Here is a 20,461-nt window from a genome sequence, read left to right as displayed (position 1 = left end):
GTCCACCGCGCCGGGCACAAACACGGCAGAGCGCCGGCCGGATGAGGCAGGCGGTGCAGGAGGGTCCGCATCCCTCGGCAAGCCAGCAGGGTCCACCAGCACCGTATGTTGAAAATCCGGCTCGTCATCCGACGGGTGATCTGGCGCGCCCATGGTGCAATCCCTCATGTCATAGTTGGTCTGCCGAGGTTATACCTGAAAGCCCGCGCAGGCGGGGTAAAGCTCAGACCGCCAGGGCCACCACAGGTTTAAAAACCTTCAACCATTTGAGTGCGGGCAAGCCAGTTGCCTGCTGTATGGCATCGGCACGCTGCACCAGCAGTTCGCGCTCCGGGCGGCTGGCGGTGCGTTGTGCCAGCACGACGGTATTGCCCTCTTTGGTGGCAGCAAAGCGCCATACGGCCTCATCGCCAAAAGCCTGCTGGATATTGGCCAGGCTGCGCGCATAGCTGTTGGTGCGGCCAAACAGGTTGACCGTCATGCAGCCTTCGTCGGTCAGCAGGTTGCGGCAATGCAGGTAGAAGTCGGGGCTGTCGAGCACCGGAGCCGCCGCCTCGTGGTCATACAGATCCACCTGCAAGGCGTCCACCGTCTGCAGATACTGGGGCTTCTGGATTTCTGCCCCCGCATCGCCCAGCACCACCTGCAATCTGTCGCTGTCGGGCGGCAGCTTGAACCACTGACGACATACAGAGATGACCTGCGGGTTCAGCTCCACCGCCGTGGTCGCCATGCCCAGCTTCTGCACGCAGAACTTGGTGGCCGCCGCCGCGCCCAGACCCAGTTGCATGGCGCGGCGCTCGGGTACGGTGGCCGGGTCTACCAGCAGCAACCAGGCCATCATGCGCTGCACGTATTCCAGGTCGATGTCGAATGGCTTCCTGATACGCATGGAGCCTTGCACCCAGGGCGTTCCCAGGTGCAGGTAACGGATGCCGTCGAAATCGGAAATGGTCACTTCAGGCAGCGCTGCTTCGGCTGCCACGGTTTTTCTTTTGGTCATGGTGCGGGCATTATCTGCATTTGGCCTTGCAGTCGCGGATCGTTGGCCGAAAACTCCAGCAACAGGTCGATCAAGGCCCTCACCCGCGCAGGCAGATGGTGCTGCGGCCATATCAGCGAAATATCGTGCGAACCCGCCTGCCACTGCGGTAGCACCGACACCAGACTGCCCTGCTCCAGATAGCTCGCGCAGGCCCACAGCGGGGCAAACAGCAGACCCAGCCCACTGGCCGCCATGGTGGCAGCCACCGCTACATCGTTGACCATGCCACGCATCGCAGCGCCATAGAGCGACTGGCTGTAGACCTCCCCCGTCTGGCTGTGCGCAAGGCGCAACTGGCGCAGTGGATCGGCCACGATCCAGCGATGCCCGGCCAAATCCTGCGGACCGTTGATGGGCGCAGCCTGGGCCAGGTAGCCGGGGGATGCCAGCAGCCCCATGGCAGCATGGCCCAGCCTGCGCCCTGTCAGGCTCGAATCGGCAAGCGAGCCAACGCGAATGGCCAGATCGGCCCCCTGCTCCAGCAGGTCCTCCCGCAGATTGGACAGGCGCAAGTCCAGTTGCACACCCGGGTAGCGCGCCAGAAACTCCTGCCATACCGGCAGCAACAGACCTTTGGCCAGATTCATGGGCGCCAGCACACGCACCATGCCTTGCACCTGGGTAAGGCTCTGCTCCAGATTCTGCGTGGCCTGTGCCAGTGACTGCAAGAGCGGGCTGCAGCGCTCGAAATAGGCCTGACCCTCGGGCGTTGGCAGCATGCGGCGTGCACTGCGGTGCAGTAGCTTGCATCCCAGTTGGCGCTCCAGTTGCTGCAGTCGGCGTGTCACGGTCGCTGGCGGTAGTCCGGCCCTGCGCGCCGCTGCGCTCAGGCTGCCGCTTTCCACAATGGCGACAAACAAGGCCAGATCATCGAACATGATTTCAAATATGGAATTTAAAAATGATAATTTATCTCTTTTTTCTAATTTAATCAGAATCTACACTGCGAGCCATTCACAAGAAAGGCTTCGCACACCATGTCTCTCGCACTCAAACAACGGCTGCTGACTTCTATGCTGATGTCTCTGCTGCTCAGCGGGCTGATGACCGCCTGGGTCACCTGGCTGAACCTGGGTTTCACCGCACATTTTGTCGGCCTGTGGCTGCATGCCTATGTATGCGCCTGGCCAGCGGCCTTCGTCATCGTGGTGCTGCTCGGCCCATGGGTGCAAAGGCTGTCACTGCGCCTGCTGCAAAGCCATGCGGGCACGCCCATGCCCCTGGCCCGTGTTCAGACCGGCAAGCCGCAGTGACGCAGCACCTCGCGCCAGCCCTCCAGCTTGCGCTGCATGCTCCATGAGGCATTGGCCGGGCTGGTGGATGGCAGCCGGTACACCGGTAGACCAAGGATGGCCTGAACGGACTTGGCATGGCGAAAGCTCTCGCCGCCATTGTGGGCGGCTGCCACCAATTGCGGGCAATGGGCCTTCAGCGCGGCAAAATCGTTGACGGTGGCATTGCGGATGGCGCTGTCCAGGCTGCCGGCGCGCTCGCAACTGGCGTACACATCCCACAGCCCCAGCCCGCGCGCCAGCAACCACTCGCAGCGGCCCGCATAATCCTGCGGCTGCGGGTACTGCGGCCACAGCTGCGCCAGAATGGGCCAGAAGTGGTTGCGCGGGTAGGCATAGTATTGCTGGGCACCCAGCGATGCAGCGCCGGGAAAGCTCCCGAGGATCAGCACCCGAGTCGCTGCCCCCACCACCGGCGACAGGCCATGCAGCACCAGCGAAGACTGCTCGCGCCCGTCAGCCATGGCGCGCTCCTGCCAGCAGGGCGCCCAGCTTGGGCAGTACGCGGCAAGCATTGGCCGTGGTGATTTGCATCCAATCTTGTAGCATTTCGCGCTTGTTTGATGACCCCTGGGCGCGTATTTCCTGCAAAACCTGCGCAATGCGTGGTATCTCGGCAGGCTGGTTGCGCCCCTGCGGCACGCCCTGCGCGCGCTGCTCGGCCGTGGCGTAGAGCCAATGCGGGGGGATATCCGGCGCGTCGGTCTCGACGACGATGCTCTCCATCGGCACTGCTTGCAACAGGCGGCGCAGGTGGAGCGCCCGGTCATAGGTGAGCGCACCGCCAAAGCCCAGCGCAAAGCCGCGTTCCACGAACTGCTGCGCCTGCTGCAGGCTGCCATTGAAGGCATGGGCAATGCCACCCACCACCGGCCACTGCCGCAAGGCCTTGAGCAACTGGTCGCTGGATTTACGCACATGCACGATCACCGGCAGGTCAAAGCGGCGCGCCAGCTTGAGCTGCTCCTGGTAGAACCAGGTCTGCCGGTCTGCACCCAGGCCTTCGACAAAGAAATCAAGCCCTATCTCGCCGATGGCCACAAGGCGCGGGTCATCGCGGCAGTCTTCCAGCATTTGCGCCAGCGCGTCGATATCACGCTCATGCGCACGACCCGGGCCGGTATAGAGCGGGTGAATGCCCAGCGCGTAGCTGTCACCCCAGCGGTGGGCCAGCTCACGCACCGTCTCCCAATCCATGCGGCCAATCGCGGGTATGACACAGTGCGCCACCCCCGCGGCACGCGCAGCCTCGCGCAGCAGGTCGCGATCAGGGTCAAACTCGGGCGCGTCCCAGTGGCAGTGGGTGTCGATCCAGAAGCTCACGATATGCGGCTATGTCCGTCCATCAAACGCTATCAAAATATGAGCAATCAGCGCTCACTGGTTGAACGCCGACAACCCATTTCATTCAAATCTGCCGTTGGCCATGCGTACGGCGCGGTCGCAGCGCTTTGCCAGTTCCCCATCGTGCGTCACCATCACAAACGCGGTGCCCTGCTCACGAGCGAGCTGCATCATCAGCGCAAACACGGTGTCGGCGGTGGAGCGGTCCAGATTGCCGGTGGGCTCATCCGCCAGCACGCAGGCCGGTTGGGTGACGAGCGCCCGCGCAATGGCCACGCGCTGGCGTTCGCCGCCAGACAATTCGGCCGGGCGATGCTGCACGCGGTCCTTCAGGCCCACGGCCGCCAGCATGGCTTCGGCGCGCGCCGTGCACGCTTCATAAGGCATGCGGCGGATGCGCAACGGCATGGCCACATTGTCGAGGGCGCTGAACTCGGGCAGCAGATGGTGAAACTGGTAGATGAAGCCCAGGTGCTGGTTGCGCAACTGACCCTGCCGCGCAGGGCTCAATTCGCCCAGCAACTGGCCCTTCAGGCGCACCGAGCCGCTGGTGGGCTCATCGAGCCCACCCAGCAGGTGCAGCAAGGTGGATTTGCCCGAGCCGGAGGCCCCCACGATGGCCAGCGTTTCGCCAGCGCGTACCTCCAGATCGATGCCCTTGAGCACCTCCACATCCAGAAGTCCTTCGGAGAAACGCTTGGTCAGGCCGCCGGCCTGCAACACCACAGAAGAATCATTCATAACGCAGGGCCTCCGCAGGGTTGACGCGGCTGGCGCGCCAGCTCGGGTACAGCGTGGCCACAAAAGCCAGAATCAGCGAAATCACGGTGATCGGCACGATGTCGGCGCTTTGCGGCTCGCTCGGCATGCGGCTGATCAGGTAAATATCCTTGGGCAGGAAGCTGGTGTGCAGCGCCCGCTCGATGGCGGGCACGATCACATCGATGTTGCAGGCAATCAGCAAACCCAGCGCCAGGCCCGCCAGGGTGCCGATCACCCCGACCAGTGCGCCCTGCACCACGAACACGCCCATGATGCTTTTGGGACTGGCGCCCAGGGTTCGCAGGATGGCGATATCGGCGCGCTTGTCGGTCACGGTCATCACCAGGGTCGTCACCAGATTGAAGGCCGCCACGGCCACGATCAGGGTGAGGATGATGAACATCATGCGTTTTTCCACCTGCACGGCTGCAAACCAGGTCTTGTTCTGCTGCGTCCAGTCGCGAATCAGCAGATGGCCGCTGAGCGTCTTGGCCAGTTGCTGCACCACTTCGGGCGCATCATGCAGGTTCTTGAGCTTGAGGCGCACGCCGGTGGGGCCTTCCAGCCGGAAAAGCTTGGCAGCATCCTCGTAGTGCATCAGCACCAGGGCGGAGTCGTACTCATAGTGGCCCGAGTTGAACGTGCCCACGACATTCATCTGCTTGAGGCGCGGCACTACGCCAGCCGGTGTTACCTGGCCGCTGGGCGCCACCAGCGTGACCTGGTCGCCCGGCTCCACGCCCAGGATGCGCGCCAGCTCCGATCCCAGCACCACATTGAAGCTGCCGGGCGTGAGCGCCTGCAGGGCTTGCTGCTGGATGCCGGTGGCCATGTCGGTCACCTCGGGCTCCAGCGCCGGATCGATACCGCGCAGCAAGGCGCCGCGCATGTCTTCCCCACGCGCCACGAGCGCCTGGGCCGCCACGAAGGGGGCTGCACCGATGACATTGGGGTTCTGCCGCGCCTCTGCCATGGTCTTGGCCACGTCGGGCAGGGCATCGCCGCCGGGCGTGAAGATTTCGATGTGCGAGACCACGCTGAGCATGCGGTCACGCACCTCTTTCTGGAACCCGTTCATCACGGACAGCACGATGATGAGGGCTGCCACCCCCAGCGCAATGCCCAGCATGGACACACCCGAGATGAATGAAATGAACCCGTTGCGGCGCGTGGCACGCCCCGCCCGGGTGTAGCGCCAGCCCAGCGCCAGCTCATAGGGAATCTGCATATGTTTTTGTAGCCATCATGGCGGCGGAAGCCACCGCTTGCAATCCAGCATTGTGGCATCGCTGACAATAGGCCCATGTCGGAATTCCAGCATTTGATCATTTCCTACGCAGCCTCCGACGAGGAGGGCTGCCAGCAGGCGCTGCAAGACCTTGCACTGCCCCGGCTGCAGCAGTGGCTCAAAACCCTGCAGCCCGCCGCCACCGACAGCGGCGAGACCGAGGATTTTGCCCCGCCGCACGAACGCGCCCTCGCCCGCGCCCTGCAACTGCCCGCCCGCGCCACACCGTGGGCAGCGCTGCACCAGCTGCAGCAAGGCGCCACGCCCGGCGATGCCGCCTGGGCCTTCATCACCCCTTGCCATTGGCATATTTCGCCCGACCAGGTCCGCATGAGCGAGCTGGCAGCCGCGCAGATGCACGAGGCGCAGTCGCGCGAGTTGCTTGCCATCATGGCGCCCTGGTTTGCCGAGGACGGCATCACCCTCGCCTATGACCGCGCAGACCGCTGGCTGGCGCAGGGCGAGGTATTCCGGGGCCTGGAAACCGCTTCGCTGGATCGCATTGCCCTGCGCGATGTGCGCCCCTGGCTGCCCAGCAAGGACCAGGCCGCCGTGCTGCACCGCCTGCAGACCGAAATGCAGATGCTGCTCTACACCCATGCCTGGAGCGACGCGCGCGAGGCTGCGGGCCAGGCGCCCATCAATTCCTTCTGGGTGCATGGCGCCGGCGCCCTGCCTTCCGGCTACCAGTTGCCCGCCACCATGCCGGTACTGAATACTGATTTGCGCAATGCAGCGCTCACCGGCAACTGGCCTGCCTGGCAAAAGACCTGGCAGCGGCTCGATGCCAGCCTGCCTGCAGCCGCCCCTGCCAGACTCACCTTGTGCGGCGAAAAAAATGCCGTCACGCTGGAGCATGCCCCTGGAGGACTGCTCCAGAAAATCAAACAACTGTTTGGCAGCCAGCATGCTGCCGATATGCTCCGTTCACTATGAAAATCCTAGCAAGAGATATCCCGCCACGTACCGCCTGGGCGCTGGAGCAGGCAGGCGTGCATCCGCTGCTCGCCCGGCTGTTTGCCGCGCGCGGTGTACAGGCCGCTGCCGAGCTGGACGATGGTCTGGCCCAATTGCTCTCGCCCGCCGACCTGCTTGGCGCGCAGGATGCCGCCCGCCTGCTGGCCGACGCCATTGAGCAGCAGGCGCGCATCTGCGTGGTGGCCGATTACGACTGCGACGGTGCCACCGCCTGCGCCGTGGCCCTGCGCGGGCTGCGCATGCTGGGCGCGGCCAACGTGCGCTACCTGGTGCCCGACCGCGTGGTGGACGGCTACGGTCTCACCCCTGCAATCGCCGAGCGGGTGCACCAGTTGGGCACCGATGTACTGGTGACCGTGGACAACGGCATCGCCAGCGTGGATGGCGTGGCCCGCGCCAAGGCGCTGGGCCTGACGGTGATCGTGACTGACCACCACCTGCCTGCAGCCACCCTGCCCGCAGCGGACGCCATCGTCAACCCCAACCAGCCAGCCTGCGGCTTTGCCAGCAAATCCATCGCAGGTGTCGGCGTGATGTTCTATGTGCTGATGGCCTTGCGCGCCGAGTTGCGCAGCCGTGGCGCTTTTGAGGATGCGGGCACTCCCTCGGGAAACAATGCAGCGCATGCAGCGCCAAACGCGGCGGCAAAACGGCCTCAGCCCCGGCTGGACACCCTGCTGCCCCTGGTGGCACTGGGCACGGTGGCCGATGTGGTCAAGCTCGATGCCAACAACCGCCGCCTGGTAGCCCAGGGCCTGCGCCGCATCCGTGCGGGCCAGATGCCGCCAGGCCTGGGGGCCCTGTTCTCGGCCGCCAGCCGGCGCGCGGCAGCCGCCAGCACTTTTGATTTCGGCTTTGCCCTGGGCCCGCGCATCAATGCCGCAGGGCGCCTTGCGGATATGACGATCGGCATCGAATGCCTGCTGACGGAGGACGCATTGCGCGCCGACGAACTGGCACGCCAGCTCGACGCCATCAACCGCGAGCGCCGCGATATCGAAAGCGGCATGCGCGAGCACGCCATGCTGCTGGTCGAGGAACTGTTTGAAGAAGGCGAGGAGCCGCCTCCCGCCGTCAGCGTGTTCGACCCGGATTTCCACGAAGGCGTGGTCGGCATCGTGGCGTCACGCATCAAGGACAAGCTGCACCGCCCCACCTTCGTCTTTGCCGCCAGCAGTGCGCCGGGGCATGAGCATGAGCTCAAAGGCTCGGGCCGCTCGATCGCAGGTTTTCACCTGCGCGACGCGCTCGACCTGGTTGCCAAGCGCCACCCGGGCGTGCTGATCAAGTTTGGCGGCCATGCCATGGCGGCAGGCTGCACGATTGCAGAAGAACATTTTGAGGTGTTCGAGCAGGCGCTGGCACAGGTGGCGCAGGAGTGGCTGGACGAGCGCACGCTCACCCGCCAGATGGAAACCGACGGCCCGCTGCCCGCGCAGTTTCGCCGTACCGAGACCGTGGACGCGATCAACAGCCAGGTCTGGGGCCAGGGCTTTGCGCCTCCGACCTTCAGCGAAGAGCTGGAGGTGATCAGCCAGCGCCTGGTGGGCGAAAAGCATCTGTCCCTCAAGCTGCGCCACCAGGGCGAAATGGTGGACGGCATCTGGTTCGGCCATACCGAGCCCCTGCCTGCCAAGGTGCTGCTCGCCTATCGTCTCGACATCAACGAATGGCAGGGCCAGCGCAAGCTGCAGTTTCTGGTGGAAGGTGCGCAGTTGACCGCTGGGTAGAAAACCCTGGCTGCAAGCCGCCTACGCCCCCGCAGAGCACTGCAAGCTTGTAGGCAATCGAAAATTTGCAGAGACCCAAGCACCTGCGCGTAGCTACAGCTCACCCACCTTGCCGCCAGGAAGTGCTATAGTTTTTAAATGCTGCATCGGCATGAAAGCAGTCCGCTGTAGCTGCGGTTTTTTTGCTGAAAAAATGGCGCTCTCGCATATCCAGAAAGCGCTGCTTGCTATTGATTTCATATCAATAGCGCACCACACCACCATCATCCATGAGCAATATTTCCGTAGCCGTACTTGGAGCCGGCATGGTCGGCGTTGCAACGGCGCTGGCCCTGCAGAAAAAAGGCTTCCAGGTCACCTTGCTGGACAGGCGTGCACCCGGCGAGGAAACCTCGTATGGCAATGCGGGCGTGATTGCCCGCAGCTCGTTGATGCCATTCAACAATCCTGCCCTGTTTGGAAATTTGCCGACCTTGCTGAAGAACCAGAGCGCCGGCTTTCGCTACCGCCCGCAGTTTCTGTTGCACAACCTGGGCTGGGCAGCGAAGTTTCTGGCCAATGCCCGCGCCAGCATATTCCGCGAAACCACCACGGCACTCGACAGCCTTATCCGCCTGTCGATGACCGAGCATGCCCGACTGCTGCGCGCAAGCGGCTCCGCGCATCGCATGCGCGACAACGGCTACCTGATGGCCTACCGGCAGGCGGCCGCCCTGGGAGGCGCGGCACTGGCCCGCGAGCGCATGGCACATTTCGGCGTTTCGACCGAGGTGCTGGAGCGCGACCATATCCGCCAACTGGAGCCCGCGCTCAACCCTATCTTTGAGCGCGCGCTCTGGATCAAGGACACCTGGTCGGTCGACAACCCGGGCGCTGTCGTCAAAGCCTATGCCGAACTGTTCCGCAAGCAAGGCGGGCAGATTCTGCAGGCCCGCCTCAAGACGCTGGAGCCTCTGGCGGGCAGCCGCTGGCGCGTGGTGGGCGATGCCGGTGGCGCAGTGGAAGCCGACCGGATCGTCGTCGCCCTGGGCCCCTGGAGCCGCGACTTCATGGCCACCTTGGGGGTGCATGTGCCCATGGCCTATGAGCGCGGCTACCACATGCACTTTGCGCCGCCTGCTGCCTGCAACATCAGCCGCCCCATTTACGACACCGCCGGCGCCTACGTGATGACGCCCATGGAGCAAGGCCTGCGCGTGAGCAGCGGTGTGGAGTTGACCGACCTGGATGCCCCGCCCAATCCGCTGCAACTGGATCTGGCAGAAGCCGCAGCCCGCCAGGCCATCGACATGGGTGCACGGCTGGAGCCCACGCCCTGGCTGGGCCGTCGCCCCACCCTGCCCGACAGCCGCCCCATCATCGGCGCCATGCCCGGCAAGCGCAACCTGTGGCTCGCCTTTGGCCACCAGCACATCGGCTTCAGCACCGGGCCCGGCACCGGCGCCATTTTGGCAGCCCTGATGAACGGCGAGGCCGCCCCCGTGGATGCGACTCCGTTCCGGGCAGAGCGGTTTCTGAAAGCTTGACCTGCGTCATTGATGCGGAAGCCAAGCACGCGGCGCCGCAAAGTGACGCAGCAGAGGGCTTGATGTCACCCCCAACGTTGCTATCAAAAACCAAGCGCTGGCGCGCAATCCATGTACGCCAGCGCTTGGTTTGAATAGCGTCTGTTCAGCCCAAGGCAGCCCAGCGCACAGCCAGCAGGCTCACCACATCGCACACTGGCAGGCCCGTTGCCTGCGCCACGGCATCGCGGTAGACCGGCATGTTGGTGCATTCCAGAACCAGGGATTGGATCTGGGGATGCGCCTGCTGCAGTGCCACTGCAGCGGCAACCACATCGCGCCCGGCTTGGACAATGTCCATGTCGGCCTCGTTTTGCAGAATGCGCGTGGCAAATTCACTGCCAGGCGCCACGCCTTGCACGGGCGTTCCCGCAGGTACGCCAGCGGCCTGCAGGATGCGCGGGGTCAGCGACGCTGCAGCAATCGTCACGACACCGGGCACGGGCAGGTCTGCGCATTGCAGAAGGCTGGAGCTGACCACCGGCACCGCCACGCTTTGCGCCAGCAGGCCCTGGTAAGCCGCCAGAAATCCACAACTGGTGGAGATGAGCGCGGCGCCTTCAGCCTCCAGCTGCTGCGCGGCTTCCACAAAGGGCTGCACAAAGCGCGGATCGGCCTCCTGCACAATCTTGGCCGGCAATGCACCTTCGACCTTCAGCATGCGGACCGGAATACCCAACTCCGCCCAGGTTTGCGGGTTGCCGATATCGCCAGGAGGCCGTGGAAAGCGCGTATCCAGCATCAGAATGCCGAGAAACGGCGCCGGCCGCCTGACGGCGGTTTGGCTGGAGCCCATCAGCCGCCCAGGTTGGGCATGGTGGGCAGTGCGCCGCGGCGGTCGATCTTGCGGCTCAGAACCACCGAGGTATAGGTCTGCCGAATGCCATCGATCAGGCCAATGCGGTCGAGCAGCGCGTCGAGCTTTTCATTGGAGTCGCAGCGCAGAAAGATCATGTAGTCGTGCTGACCGGAAACGGCCGAGACTTCTTCCACCTCGGGAATGCCTTCGAGCACCTGCATCACCGATTGCGCCGTCTTGGGCATGACGGAAATGCCGCAATAGGCTCGCACAGCCGATTGCTCGAGCTTGCTGCCCAGGCGCACCCCGTAACCGGCAATGACGCCTTCCTTTTCAAGCCGCGCAATGCGGGCCACGACGGTGGTGCGCGCCAGGTTGAGCTTGCGGGCCAGCTTGGCCGTGGATTCACGGGCATCGGCCTGGAGCAAGGCGAGCAGCTTGCGGTCGATGTCGTCAAGTCGAAAATCCATTCCTTGTTCCCTCTTCTTAAGCAGTGTGGCCGATGATACGGCCCAAAAAGCTGCGCGTGGCTTCCTCGCGCGGATTGTCGATGACTTGTGACGGCGGCCCTTCTTCGACCACCACGCCATCGCGCATGAAGACGACCTTGTCGGCCACCTCGCGCGCAAAGGCGATTTCGTGCGTCACGAGGATCATGGTCATGCCGTCTTTCGCCAGCGACTGGATGACCTGCAGCACCTCGCCCACCAGCTCCGGGTCCAGCGCCGAGGTGGCTTCGTCAAACAGCATTACCGAAGGCTGCATGGCCAATGCACGGGCAATGGCCACCCGCTGTTTCTGGCCGCCCGAGAGCTGATCGGGCACCATGTGCGCGCGCTCGGCCAGCCCCACCTTCTGCAGCAAGGCTTGGGCACGGGCCTCGGCCTCCGCTTTGGGCAGGCGCAATACGGTGATCGGCCCTTCCATCACGTTTTTCAGCACGCTCATGTGCGGAAACAGGTTGAAGTGCTGAAACACCATGCCGGTTCGCGCACGAAAACCGGCCAGCACCTTGTCCTTGGGCAGTTGCGTGGCGCTGCCGCTGAAGGCGAGCGACTGCGCATCCACGCGGATGTCACCGCCGTCCGGCACCGTCAGCAGATTGATGCAGCGCAGCAAAGTGGATTTGCCCGAGCCCGAAGGGCCGATCAATGCAACCACCTGGCCGCGGTTCACTTCCAGGCAGATGTCCTTGAGCACTTCGAGCTTGCCGAAGGACTTTTTCAGGCCCTTGATACAAATGAGCGGTTGGTCCTGCATCTCAGGCCTCCTTGGCAGTCAGGTTGCCGTGTTCCAGACGCTTGGCCCACAGGGTGATCGGGAACAGGATCACGAAATACGCAATCGCGATGAAGGTGTAGACCTCCAGCGGACGGTAGGTGTCGTGCGCAATCACCTGGCCCTGGTAGAGCAGATCCGGCACTGCCAGCACCATCAGCAGCGAAGTGTTCTTGAGCTGCAGAATGGATTGGTTGACGAGCGGCGGAATCATCTTGCGAAAAGCCTGTGGCAGGATGATGCGGCGCATGACCTGCCCGCGCGTCATGCCGATGGCCTGGCCGGCCTCGGTCTGGCCAATGTCCGTGGAGATGATGCCTCCCCGGATGATTTCAGAATAGAAGGCCCCGCCATACAGCGACAGGCACAGCGCAGCCGCCACCGGCGCGCTCATCTCGATGCCGGTGAGCACCGGCAGCGCATAGTAGAACCACACCAGCTGCACCAGTACCGGCGTGCAGCGGAACACCTCCACAAAGGCGCGCAGCGGCACAGTGACCACTTTGTGGCGCGAGAGCCGACCCAGCCCCGCGACCAGTCCGATCGCCAGCCCGCCCAGCACACAGATCACCGTGAACAGCAGGGTGTAACCGATTCCACCCACCAGCAAGGTGCGGTACTTCCAGAGGAAGCCAAAGTCCCATTCGTACATATCTCAACCAACCTTGAACGCATACACCCCGGAACGGCGCAATGCCATGCCGGGGTGCGTCGCACAGGCCTGGGGCCCATGCATGTACATGCTTAAAACTTCACTTCCTTGGGGAAGGCGTCGGCCTTCACGCCGGCGAGCTTTTCCATGTTCTTGAGCACCACGGACTGGATCTCACCCTTGCTGCGGGCCTCATCCAGCCACTCATTCACGGCGTTCTCGAAATCCTTGTTCGCCTCCTTGCGCAGACCGACATTGGTGTTGGCGGTCTCGACAGGCGTTGGCACATACACCGTGCCCACATCGGGGCGCTTGGCAACCAGTGGCTGCGACAGCAGCACCACCAGCACCTGGCAGTCGGAGCGGCCCGTCTGCACCGACATGGTGGCAGCGCCCGAGCTTTCCAGGCGCGAGATGCTGGCCTTGGGCAGCGCGCGGGTGGCGAACTGGTCCTGGTTGGAGCCAATGTCCACGACGACCTTGGCCTCCGGCTTGTTCAGTTGCTCCCAGGTCTTGACCGGCTCATGGCCCTTCTTGCACACGGCTGTGAAGGTATTGTTCAACAGGGGCTTGGAGAAATTCACCACCTCCTGGCGCTGCGGTGTCGGCGCCAGGGCAAACATCAGGTCGATCTTGTTGGACTGCAGGTCCAGCACGGAATTGCCCCAGGTCGTTTCCACAAACTTGACCTGCACGCCGAGCTTCTTGGCCAGGCTTTCACCAAAATCGGGGCCAAAGCCTTCCCATTTTTGCGAGACCAGATCCTTGTTGAAGTAAGGAATCGCGCCAGCCACGGTCCCCACGCGCAACTCCTTGGTACGCTTGACGCGTTCCATGGTCGACTCCTGCGCCATGGCTGTGCCCGCGACCGCAACGCCAGCAACCGCCAGCGCGGCCACACCCATCCACCTTTTGACAGCAAACATTCTGATTCCCCGCTCGCAGTGTTGCACCGCGCAATGTAAAAACCGACAGTGTATTCCTCTGAAAACCCTGGTGAAAAATACAAAACGTCGAGATGCATCAATATTTTCGTCAGACTGACGAAAAACTGACAATTTAGGGGTTAATACCGACTTTCGACGGGGGCGCCAGGGCTCAACCTGGCCGGGCTTTGGGAATCCAGAAGCGCCTATCGGCCTGCACGCCTACAATGTAGCGGTGCCTTCTACTCTCAACGCTGACCTGCATTGCCACTCCACCTTCTCCGACGGAACCCTGACGCCGGTGCAATTGGTTGCGCGCGCCAGCGAATGCGGTGTGCAATTGTGGGCACTGACCGACCATGACGAAGTCAGCGGTCTGGCCCAGGCGCAACAAGCGGCAAGCGCAGCGGGTCTTGACTTCCTGACTGGTGTGGAAATCTCGGTCACCTTCATCGAAACCACCGTGCACATTGTCGGCCTGGGTTTCGATGCGGACAACGCCGCTCTGCAGGCAGGGCTGGCCCGCACTCGGGGCGGCCGCGAGCAGCGCGCACGCGAAATGGCGGCCGGTCTTGCCCAGGCGGGCATTGCAGACGCATTCGAAGGCGCTTTGCGCTACGTAGGCAACCCCGATCTGATTTCACGCACGCATTTTGCGCGCTTTCTGGTGGATGCCAGGGTCTGCCGCGATACGAATGAAGTCTTTCGCAACTATCTGGTGGAAGGCAAACCCGGTTTCGTGCCGCACCGCTGGGCCCGGCTGCACGATGCCGTCCGCTGGATCGTGGACGCCGGCGGCATGGCCGTGCTGGCTCACCCCGCGCGCTACCGGCTGAACGCCACCGAGGAGTATGTGCTGTTCTCCGAGTTCAAACAGCATGGCGGCCAAGGCGTGGAGGTGGTCACCGGCAGCCACTTTCCTCACGAATACGGCAGCTACGCGGACAAGGCCCGCGAGTTTGGCTTGTACGCCTCGCGTGGCTCGGACTTCCACAGCCCGGCAGAGTCGAGCACCGACTTTGGCGCCCTCCCTCCGTTGCCCGCCGGCGTAACGCCCGTGTGGGATGCGCTGCAAGCGCGTATCATCCATCCATGAAATGCGGCTGTTGCGCTTGCACATCAAATGCCAACAGCTATCAAGATAAGAGCAAAAACAATTCCCCATCCGGAGTACCACCATGGCCCAGTACTTTGAAGTTCACCCCGACAATCCCCAGCCGCGCCTGCTCAAGCAGGCTGCGGCCATGCTCAAGGATGGAGGCATTCTGGCCGTGCCCACTGATTCCAGCTACGCTTTTGTCTGCCAGTTGGACAACAAGCAGGTGGTGGACCGGCTGCGCCGCATCCGCCAGATCGACGAGAAGCGCATGCTCACACTGCTGTGCAGCGACCTCTCGCAATTGGCCAGCTACGCCATGGTGGACAACCACCAGTTCCGCATCCTCAAGCTTGGCACACCCGGCCCCTACACCTTCATTCTGGATGCCACCAAGGAGGTTCCACGTCGTATCAGCCACCCCTCCCGCAAGACGATCGGCCTGCGTGTACCCGACCGTAAGGGCCTATTGATGCTTCTGGAACTGCACGGCGAGCCCTTGCTCTCGACTACCTTGATCCCGCCCGGCGAGACCGAGCCCTTGAACGATCCGCAGGAAATCCGTGAGCGCTTTGAATCACAGATCGAACTGGTGGTAGACGCCGGCCCCTGCCCGCTGGAGCCCACGACCATCGTGGATCTGACCCCCATGGGCGCCGGTGGTGCTCCGGTTGTGGTGCGCGAAGGGCGAGGTCCACTTGCGCAGCTTGGCCTATGAGATTCTTTTATAAGCAAAATGGGCTTTCAGCGTACAGCCAGTGCGCGCAGGAACTTTTATTTTGATAGCATTTCTATCCGTTTCGCCAACCGAGGGGCCATTTCCAGCCTGATAGGCTAGACTGCCTCGGTTGCTGCACCGCAACACACCATACAACCTTGTGACCATCGTCCTGTGAATCCTGAACTGATCCAAAACGTCTTGATGTATGCGCTGCCCGTGCTGTTTTCCATCACGTTGCACGAAGCCGCGCATGGCTATGTGGCTCGTCATTTCGGTGACAACACTGCCGCGATGCTGGGGCGCATCACGCTCAACCCGATCAAGCACATCGACCCGATCGGCACCATCGTCATGCCGTTGGCACTGTATTTCATGACTTCGGGTGCCTTTGTGTTCGGTTATGCCAAGCCCGTGCCAGTGGCCTTTGGCAATCTGCGAAACCCCAAGCGCGACATGATCTGGGTCGCGCTGGCTGGCCCTGCCACCAACTTCATTCAGGCTCTGCTCTGGGCGGTGGTACTGGGCATTCTGGCCATCACCGGACTGCACGAGCCGTTCTTCCTGGGCATGGCCAAGGCCGGTATCGCGGTCAATCTGGTGATGTGGGCATTCAACCTGTTCCCACTGCCCCCACTGGATGGAGGCCGTGTGCTGGTCGGATTGCTTCCCTACCGGCAGGCCGAGGCGGTTTCCCGGATCGAGCCTTATGGCTTTTTCATTGTGATGGGACTGGTCGTTGCCGGCGTCATCAGCGCCGTCTGGATGCGTCCGTTGATGTCGGTGGGCTACGCGATCGTGGACACCATCCTGAAGCTTTTTCTATAGACCGGCTAGCATGGCAACTGCACAGCGCCATTACGCCTCGCCATGGGTGCTCGGACGATAGTGCTACATTGCATCTCGCCACTGATATCTCTGGGCACAGACGCAAAAAGCCTGTACCCCGGCTTATTTCCCCAATAACAGAACCATGCAAAAAACCCGTTTCCTCACCGGCATCACCCCATCGGGCACTCCCCATCTGGGTAACTATGCCGGTATGATGCGCCCGGCCATCGCCGCCAGTCGCGCCAAGGATGTCGAGAATTTCTATTTTCTGGCCGACTACCATGCCCTGATCAAGTGCCAGGACCCTGAGCGCGTCAATCGCTCGACCCTGGAGATCGCAGCCAGTTGGCTCGCCGCCGGACTGGATCCTGAACATGTGACCTTCTACCGCCAGTCGGACATTCCCCAGATCCCCGAGCTGACCTGGTTTCTGACCTGCGTCACCGGCAAAGGCCTGCTCAACCGCGCCCATGCCTACAAGGCCTCGCAGGACAAGAACCATGAAGCAGGCAAGGACAGCGATGATGGTGTGACGGCAGGCCTCTTCATGTATCCCGTGCTGATGGGTGCCGACATTCTGGCCTTCAACGCCAACAGGGTGCCCGTGGGCCGTGACCAGATCCAGCACATCGAGATGGCGCGCGACATGGCATCGAGCTTCAACCATCTGTATGGCGAGTTCTTCACGCTGCCGGAGGCCGCGATCGATGAACAGGTAGCCACCCTGGCAGGCCTGGATGGCCGCAAGATGAGCAAGAGCTACGACAACACGATTCCGCTGTTCTCGACACAGGCGCAGCTCAAAAAGCTGATTGGCTCCATCGTCACCGATTCACGGGCACCGGGCGAGCCTAAGGATGTGGAAGGATCGGCGTTGTTTCAGATCTACCAGGCCTTTGCCAGCGATGGGGAAACCGCAGCTCTGCGCCAGGCCTACGCCGATGGCATTGCCTGGGGCGATGCCAAGACCATGCTGTTTGAATGTGTGGATCGCGAAATTGCGCCCCTGCGCGAGCGCTACAACGACCTGATGGCCCATCCGCAGGAGGTGGAGACCATCTTGCTGCAAGGCGCCGAGAAGGCCCGTGCCTACTCTCAGCCGCTCTTGCACAAGCTGCGCGGCGCCGTTGGTTTGAGGCCACTGACCGTGGCGACCACCGCCACCACAGCCAAGGTCAGCACCAAGGCTGCGGCAGCATCCTTCAAGCAGTACCGTGAAAAGGATGGCAAGTTCTATTTCAAGCTGGTACGCGCAGATGGCGCCATACTGCTGCAGAGCCAGGCATTTGATGCACCACGCGATGCGGGTGTGATGATCGCCCAGTTGCAATCGCAACCAGAAACCTTGGGGCAGATCATGGATAACGTGCAATTGGGCGACAGTTTTTCGCTTTCTGACGTGCAATTGGCTCTAAAAGAGATAGCGGAAAGTTGATTAGCTGCCTATACTTCAAATGCAACCAAATGTTGTAACAGTTGAATAGGTGAAGGCCAGCTCGTTATTTGTATGAGTTGGGGTAGGTGATTGGATTTGCCTTTAAGATGGTTTATCTTATAAAGGCAAACTATTAAGTTTTGGGAGAGAGCTACTATGAGGATTGTGGCGCTGGATGATGATCTGGTGGTGTTGGACATGCTCTCCAAAACCATGGAGGCGGAAGGCCACGCCTGTACGACCCATACCACTGGCGCGTCTTTGATGAAAGACATGCGCCGCGAAACCTACGACCTGCTGATTCTGGACTGGCAATTGCCCGATACGTCTGGCCCCGTGGTGGTGCGCTGGATCCGTGACAATGTCAGCCAGGAGTTGCCGGTGCTGTTCATCACCAGTCGGCAGGGTGAAGCCGACATTGTCGAAGGCCTGGAATCGGGCGCGGATGACTTCATGGTCAAGCCCCTGCGTGTTGCCGAATTGGTGGCGCGCGTACGTGCATTGTTGCGCCGTGCCTACCCGGCAGCCACCAAGGGCACCATGGAGTTTGGCCGTTACCGCTTCATGTCGGATTCACGCACGCTTGAAGTCGATGGCAAACAGGTGGAGCTGAAAAACCGCGAGTACGATCTGGCGCTGTTCCTGTTCCAGAACATGGGACGCCTGCTCTCACGCGACCATCTGCGCGAAATCATCTGGGGCCAGAACTCGGATGTGATCTCCCGCTCGCTGGACACCCATGTATCGCGCCTGCGCACGCTGCTTGATCTGCGACCGGAAAATGGTTACGTGATCAATGCTGTCTACGGTGTAGGTTACCGTTTTGAAGCGGTCAAGCCGCAGGCTGAGGCCGTGCCGCCGAATTGAGCTGCCAAGCCATATACGCCTGCCGGCCAACCCACCCCTAGGGGTGCGTTGGCCGTCTTGCCGCTATGACGCTGGCAAATACGCACCGCATGTTTGCGGTACAAAAGGATTTTTGATGTTTGTAAACCTGCACGTAACGCTGCCTGTTTCGCTGCTGATTGCCTTGGGAGTGCTGCTGCCATGCGTGGCCAGTGCTGCCTCAGCCGATCAGCTGCCGGATATCCAGCACCGGGTGCAGCCCGGTGACACCCTGGAAGATGTGGCCAAGCGCTACCTCAAGGATCCGCAGCAGTGGCGCGCGCTCGGTGAACTCAATCAGGTCAGGTATCCAACCCGTCTGCCGGTCGGCTCGACCATCGTCATTCCTGCACGGTTGGTGGGATACCAGAACGCCGTTGCCGAGTATGTGCAAGGCGATGCCCAGTTGCGCTCCCCCCACATGGCCGGTGGCGCCAATTGGCAGAGGCTCATCCAGGGAGCCGTACTGACCGAAGGTGATGAACTGAAAGTGGCGCCCGGCAGCTTTGTCACGCTGAAGTTTGCCGATGGCAGTTCGGTCCGCATCAACGAGAAATCGGAGCTGAAACTCAGCGAAATGCGCAAGAACCAGCGCACACAGGAGCAGCAGTCCGTGGTGGACCTGCACAAAGGCGGTATCGAGTCGCAGGTCACCCCCGCTATTGAGCAGCGCCGCAAGCGCAAGTTCGAGATCAAGACGCCCATGGCGACCACCAGTGTGCGCGGCACCGTGTTCTCAGTCAGCGTCTCCGATTCCGGCGAGGCCGTCACCGCAGTTGACCACGGTGTGGTCGTGGTGGCCGGTAGTGCCGCAGCACGCGAAACCTCGGTCACGGCCGGCCGGGGCATCGCCGTGCAGAACAATGGTCGTGTGGGGTCCATCGTGGATCAGCTCGCAGCGCCCAGCCTGCAAGGCAACCCGCCGGTGTTTGAGGACGCCGACTTTCTGACCATCCAGCTCAGCCCCGTGGAGCAAGCCCGTCAGTACCAGGTCAAACTGGCGCACGATGCCGACATGCGGCAGGTGGTACGCAGCCAACGCTTCAATACGCCGCTGGCCAAATTTCCCGGCGTTGAAGACGGCAACTACTACGTTGCAGTCCGCGCAGTCGACAGCCAGCAGATTCCCGGCAGGCCCCATGTGGAGGCGATCAAGGTCAAGGCAACGCCGGTGCCCCCCCTGTATTCCAACCCCGCGCCGGGTGGTCTGATCGGCATCAGTGATGGCACGTTGACTTGCACCGAAGGAGGCAAGGGGGTCATCGGCTATCGCATTCAGGTGGCAGCCAGCACCGACTTCACCCAACCTCTGGCAGACAGTGGCGTGGTGACGGAATGCCAAACGACTATCGGCAAGCTGGCTGCAGGCAACTACTACTGGCGTGCAGCCAGCGTGCGCAAGGCTGCCGACGGCAGCCTGGACCAGGGGCCGTTTTCCAAACCCCAGGCTTTCAAGGCGGGCACCAATCCTGCATCCTTGAGTGCGGATGCACTCAGCCCTGGTGAAATGGACATGCCCAATCAACTGCAGCTGTTCTGGACCGGAGAGCCAGGGCAAAAATACAACCTGCAACTGGCACGCAATGAGCAGTTCGACGCCCCCCTCAGCACCGTGCAACTGGATCAGCCGCGCTGGGTTTCCGACGAACTTGCCCCGGGCGATTACTTCGTGCGCATCCAGGTGCTGGATCCTTCCGGACTCCAAAGCCGCTACTCAGCCGCTCGCAAGCTGACCGTGGAGTCCGCGATCACAACTGGCTACGGTTCCATGCTCAAATCCGACGACGGCAGACCGGTGCAGAGCCCACGCTGATCGATCTGCCAGCCTGCGGGCACC

21 protein-coding genes are annotated in these 20,461 nt (G+C 62.3%); 10 read left to right on the top strand and 11 right to left on the bottom strand.

What is annotated here, in order from left to right:
* Positions 1-223: 223 nt before the first annotated feature.
* Together LAD35_RS05160 and LAD35_RS05155 are read right to left on the bottom strand one after the other, a co-directional pair.
* On the bottom strand, positions 224-1,003 hold the full coding sequence (locus LAD35_RS05160) for a spermine/spermidine synthase domain-containing protein (RefSeq protein WP_224151629.1): 780 nt from the start codon (positions 1,001-1,003) through the stop codon (positions 224-226).
* Complete coding sequence (locus LAD35_RS05155) at positions 1,000-1,923, bottom strand: LysR family transcriptional regulator (protein WP_224151628.1); 924 nt, start codon at positions 1,921-1,923, stop codon at positions 1,000-1,002. Before LAD35_RS05155 ends, LAD35_RS05160 begins: the two co-directional genes overlap by 4 nt.
* 99 nt (positions 1,924-2,022) lie before the next feature.
* Here LAD35_RS05155 and LAD35_RS05150 point away from each other — a divergent pair, with 99 nt between their 5' ends.
* Positions 2,023-2,298 (top strand): DUF2798 domain-containing protein, encoded by a 276-nt coding sequence (locus tag LAD35_RS05150; RefSeq protein ID WP_224151627.1) that lies wholly within the window; start codon positions 2,023-2,025, stop codon positions 2,296-2,298.
* Here the strand turns inward: LAD35_RS05150 and LAD35_RS05145 are convergent.
* The 4 genes from LAD35_RS05145 to LAD35_RS05130 all read right to left on the bottom strand — a co-directional run bounded on the left by LAD35_RS05145 (position 2,277) and on the right by LAD35_RS05130 (position 5,671).
* Positions 2,277-2,801, bottom strand: a complete 525-nt coding sequence (locus LAD35_RS05145; RefSeq protein WP_224151626.1) for a DNA-deoxyinosine glycosylase — start codon at positions 2,799-2,801, stop codon at positions 2,277-2,279. The two genes, LAD35_RS05150 and LAD35_RS05145, sit on opposite strands and share 22 nt — an antisense overlap.
* On the bottom strand, positions 2,794-3,660 hold the full coding sequence (locus tag LAD35_RS05140) for a TatD family hydrolase (RefSeq protein WP_224151625.1): 867 nt from the start codon (positions 3,658-3,660) through the stop codon (positions 2,794-2,796). Before LAD35_RS05140 ends, LAD35_RS05145 begins: the two co-directional genes overlap by 8 nt.
* A gap of 81 nt (positions 3,661-3,741) precedes the next feature.
* A complete protein-coding gene (lolD, locus tag LAD35_RS05135) occupies positions 3,742-4,422 on the bottom strand; it encodes a lipoprotein-releasing ABC transporter ATP-binding protein LolD (protein WP_224151624.1) in 681 nt (226 codons plus the stop codon).
* On the bottom strand, positions 4,415-5,671 hold the full coding sequence (locus LAD35_RS05130) for a lipoprotein-releasing ABC transporter permease subunit (protein ID WP_224151623.1): 1,257 nt from the start codon (positions 5,669-5,671) through the stop codon (positions 4,415-4,417). Before LAD35_RS05130 ends, lolD begins: the two co-directional genes overlap by 8 nt.
* Positions 5,672-5,746: 75 nt before the next feature.
* On the opposite strand from LAD35_RS05130, the gene LAD35_RS05125 reads away from it, so the two are divergent.
* The 3 genes from LAD35_RS05125 (at position 5,747) to LAD35_RS05115 (ending at position 9,965) form a co-directional block, all read left to right on the top strand.
* Positions 5,747-6,667, top strand: coding sequence for a phosphoglycerate mutase (locus tag LAD35_RS05125; protein ID WP_224151622.1), 921 nt, complete (start codon positions 5,747-5,749; stop codon positions 6,665-6,667).
* Entirely contained in the window at positions 6,664-8,439 is a 1,776-nt protein-coding gene (recJ, locus tag LAD35_RS05120) for a single-stranded-DNA-specific exonuclease RecJ (RefSeq protein WP_224151621.1), read from the top strand. The genes LAD35_RS05125 and recJ overlap by 4 nt, the downstream gene beginning before the upstream one ends.
* Positions 8,440-8,708: 269 nt before the next feature.
* Positions 8,709-9,965 (top strand): NAD(P)/FAD-dependent oxidoreductase, encoded by a 1,257-nt coding sequence (locus LAD35_RS05115; RefSeq protein WP_224151620.1) that lies wholly within the window; start codon positions 8,709-8,711, stop codon positions 9,963-9,965.
* A gap of 145 nt (positions 9,966-10,110) precedes the next feature.
* On the opposite strand, the gene LAD35_RS05110 is transcribed toward LAD35_RS05115, so the two are convergent.
* The 5 genes from LAD35_RS05110 to LAD35_RS05090 all read right to left on the bottom strand — a co-directional run bounded on the left by LAD35_RS05110 (position 10,111) and on the right by LAD35_RS05090 (position 13,659).
* Complete coding sequence (locus tag LAD35_RS05110; RefSeq protein ID WP_224151619.1) at positions 10,111-10,800, bottom strand: aspartate/glutamate racemase family protein; 690 nt, start codon at positions 10,798-10,800, stop codon at positions 10,111-10,113.
* Complete coding sequence (locus tag LAD35_RS05105) at positions 10,800-11,273, bottom strand: Lrp/AsnC family transcriptional regulator (RefSeq protein ID WP_224151618.1); 474 nt, start codon at positions 11,271-11,273, stop codon at positions 10,800-10,802. The genes LAD35_RS05110 and LAD35_RS05105 overlap by 1 nt, the downstream gene beginning before the upstream one ends.
* Positions 11,274-11,289: 16 nt before the next feature.
* Positions 11,290-12,063, bottom strand: a complete 774-nt coding sequence (locus LAD35_RS05100; protein ID WP_224151617.1) for an amino acid ABC transporter ATP-binding protein — start codon at positions 12,061-12,063, stop codon at positions 11,290-11,292.
* 1 nt (position 12,064) lies between these two features.
* Complete coding sequence (locus LAD35_RS05095) at positions 12,065-12,733, bottom strand: amino acid ABC transporter permease (protein WP_224151616.1); 669 nt, start codon at positions 12,731-12,733, stop codon at positions 12,065-12,067.
* Between the two features lie 92 nt (positions 12,734-12,825).
* Positions 12,826-13,659: a transporter substrate-binding domain-containing protein gene (locus tag LAD35_RS05090; protein WP_224151615.1), complete on the bottom strand. Its 834-nt coding sequence runs from the start codon at positions 13,657-13,659 to the stop codon at positions 12,826-12,828.
* A 235-nt stretch (positions 13,660-13,894) separates the two neighbouring features.
* Between LAD35_RS05090 and LAD35_RS05085 the strand changes: the two genes are divergently transcribed.
* From LAD35_RS05085 to LAD35_RS05060, 6 genes are all read left to right on the top strand, one after another.
* Complete coding sequence (locus tag LAD35_RS05085; RefSeq protein WP_224151614.1) at positions 13,895-14,755, top strand: 3',5'-nucleoside bisphosphate phosphatase; 861 nt, start codon at positions 13,895-13,897, stop codon at positions 14,753-14,755.
* A gap of 82 nt (positions 14,756-14,837) precedes the next feature.
* Positions 14,838-15,473: an L-threonylcarbamoyladenylate synthase gene (locus tag LAD35_RS05080; protein WP_224151613.1), complete on the top strand. Its 636-nt coding sequence runs from the start codon at positions 14,838-14,840 to the stop codon at positions 15,471-15,473.
* A 204-nt stretch (positions 15,474-15,677) separates the two neighbouring features.
* Positions 15,678-16,301, top strand: a complete 624-nt coding sequence (locus LAD35_RS05075; RefSeq protein ID WP_224152594.1) for a site-2 protease family protein — start codon at positions 15,678-15,680, stop codon at positions 16,299-16,301.
* Between the two features lie 145 nt (positions 16,302-16,446).
* Entirely contained in the window at positions 16,447-17,739 is a 1,293-nt protein-coding gene (locus LAD35_RS05070) for a tryptophan--tRNA ligase (protein WP_224151612.1), read from the top strand.
* 156 nt (positions 17,740-17,895) lie between these two features.
* Positions 17,896-18,606, top strand: a complete 711-nt coding sequence (locus tag LAD35_RS05065; RefSeq protein ID WP_224151611.1) for a response regulator transcription factor — start codon at positions 17,896-17,898, stop codon at positions 18,604-18,606.
* A gap of 115 nt (positions 18,607-18,721) precedes the next feature.
* Positions 18,722-20,437, top strand: a complete 1,716-nt coding sequence (locus LAD35_RS05060) for a FecR domain-containing protein (RefSeq protein ID WP_224151610.1) — start codon at positions 18,722-18,724, stop codon at positions 20,435-20,437.
* Positions 20,438-20,461 lie beyond the last annotated feature (24 nt).

Origin of the sequence: Comamonas odontotermitis (genome assembly GCF_020080045.1) — a bacterium.
In the GTDB taxonomy this organism is placed as follows: domain Bacteria; phylum Pseudomonadota; class Gammaproteobacteria; order Burkholderiales; family Burkholderiaceae_C; genus Comamonas; species Comamonas odontotermitis.
Note: the sequence above shows the minus strand (reverse complement) of the source record. Positions and strands in the feature narration are given on the sequence as shown.

Coding starts and splice junctions, on each gene's coding strand:
- LAD35_RS05160 (WP_224151629.1), bottom strand. CDS start 1,003: ATGACCAAAAGAAAAACCGTGGCAGCCGAAGCAGCGCTGCCTGAAGTG.
- LAD35_RS05155 (WP_224151628.1), bottom strand. CDS start 1,923: ATGTTCGATGATCTGGCCTTGTTTGTCGCCATTGTGGAAAGCGGCAGC.
- LAD35_RS05150 (WP_224151627.1), top strand. CDS start 2,023: ATGTCTCTCGCACTCAAACAACGGCTGCTGACTTCTATGCTGATGTCT.
- LAD35_RS05145 (WP_224151626.1), bottom strand. CDS start 2,801: ATGGCTGACGGGCGCGAGCAGTCTTCGCTGGTGCTGCATGGCCTGTCG.
- lolD (WP_224151624.1), bottom strand. CDS start 4,422: ATGAATGATTCTTCTGTGGTGTTGCAGGCCGGCGGCCTGACCAAGCGT.
- LAD35_RS05130 (WP_224151623.1), bottom strand. CDS start 5,671: ATGCAGATTCCCTATGAGCTGGCGCTGGGCTGGCGCTACACCCGGGCG.
- LAD35_RS05125 (WP_224151622.1), top strand. CDS start 5,747: ATGTCGGAATTCCAGCATTTGATCATTTCCTACGCAGCCTCCGACGAG.
- recJ (WP_224151621.1), top strand. CDS start 6,664: ATGAAAATCCTAGCAAGAGATATCCCGCCACGTACCGCCTGGGCGCTG.
- LAD35_RS05115 (WP_224151620.1), top strand. CDS start 8,709: ATGAGCAATATTTCCGTAGCCGTACTTGGAGCCGGCATGGTCGGCGTT.
- LAD35_RS05110 (WP_224151619.1), bottom strand. CDS start 10,800: ATGGGCTCCAGCCAAACCGCCGTCAGGCGGCCGGCGCCGTTTCTCGGC.
- LAD35_RS05105 (WP_224151618.1), bottom strand. CDS start 11,273: ATGGATTTTCGACTTGACGACATCGACCGCAAGCTGCTCGCCTTGCTC.
- LAD35_RS05100 (WP_224151617.1), bottom strand. CDS start 12,063: ATGCAGGACCAACCGCTCATTTGTATCAAGGGCCTGAAAAAGTCCTTC.
- LAD35_RS05095 (WP_224151616.1), bottom strand. CDS start 12,733: ATGTACGAATGGGACTTTGGCTTCCTCTGGAAGTACCGCACCTTGCTG.
- LAD35_RS05090 (WP_224151615.1), bottom strand. CDS start 13,659: ATGTTTGCTGTCAAAAGGTGGATGGGTGTGGCCGCGCTGGCGGTTGCT.
- LAD35_RS05080 (WP_224151613.1), top strand. CDS start 14,838: ATGGCCCAGTACTTTGAAGTTCACCCCGACAATCCCCAGCCGCGCCTG.
- LAD35_RS05075 (WP_224152594.1), top strand. CDS start 15,678: ATGTATGCGCTGCCCGTGCTGTTTTCCATCACGTTGCACGAAGCCGCG.
- LAD35_RS05070 (WP_224151612.1), top strand. CDS start 16,447: ATGCAAAAAACCCGTTTCCTCACCGGCATCACCCCATCGGGCACTCCC.
- LAD35_RS05065 (WP_224151611.1), top strand. CDS start 17,896: ATGAGGATTGTGGCGCTGGATGATGATCTGGTGGTGTTGGACATGCTC.
- LAD35_RS05060 (WP_224151610.1), top strand. CDS start 18,722: ATGTTTGTAAACCTGCACGTAACGCTGCCTGTTTCGCTGCTGATTGCC.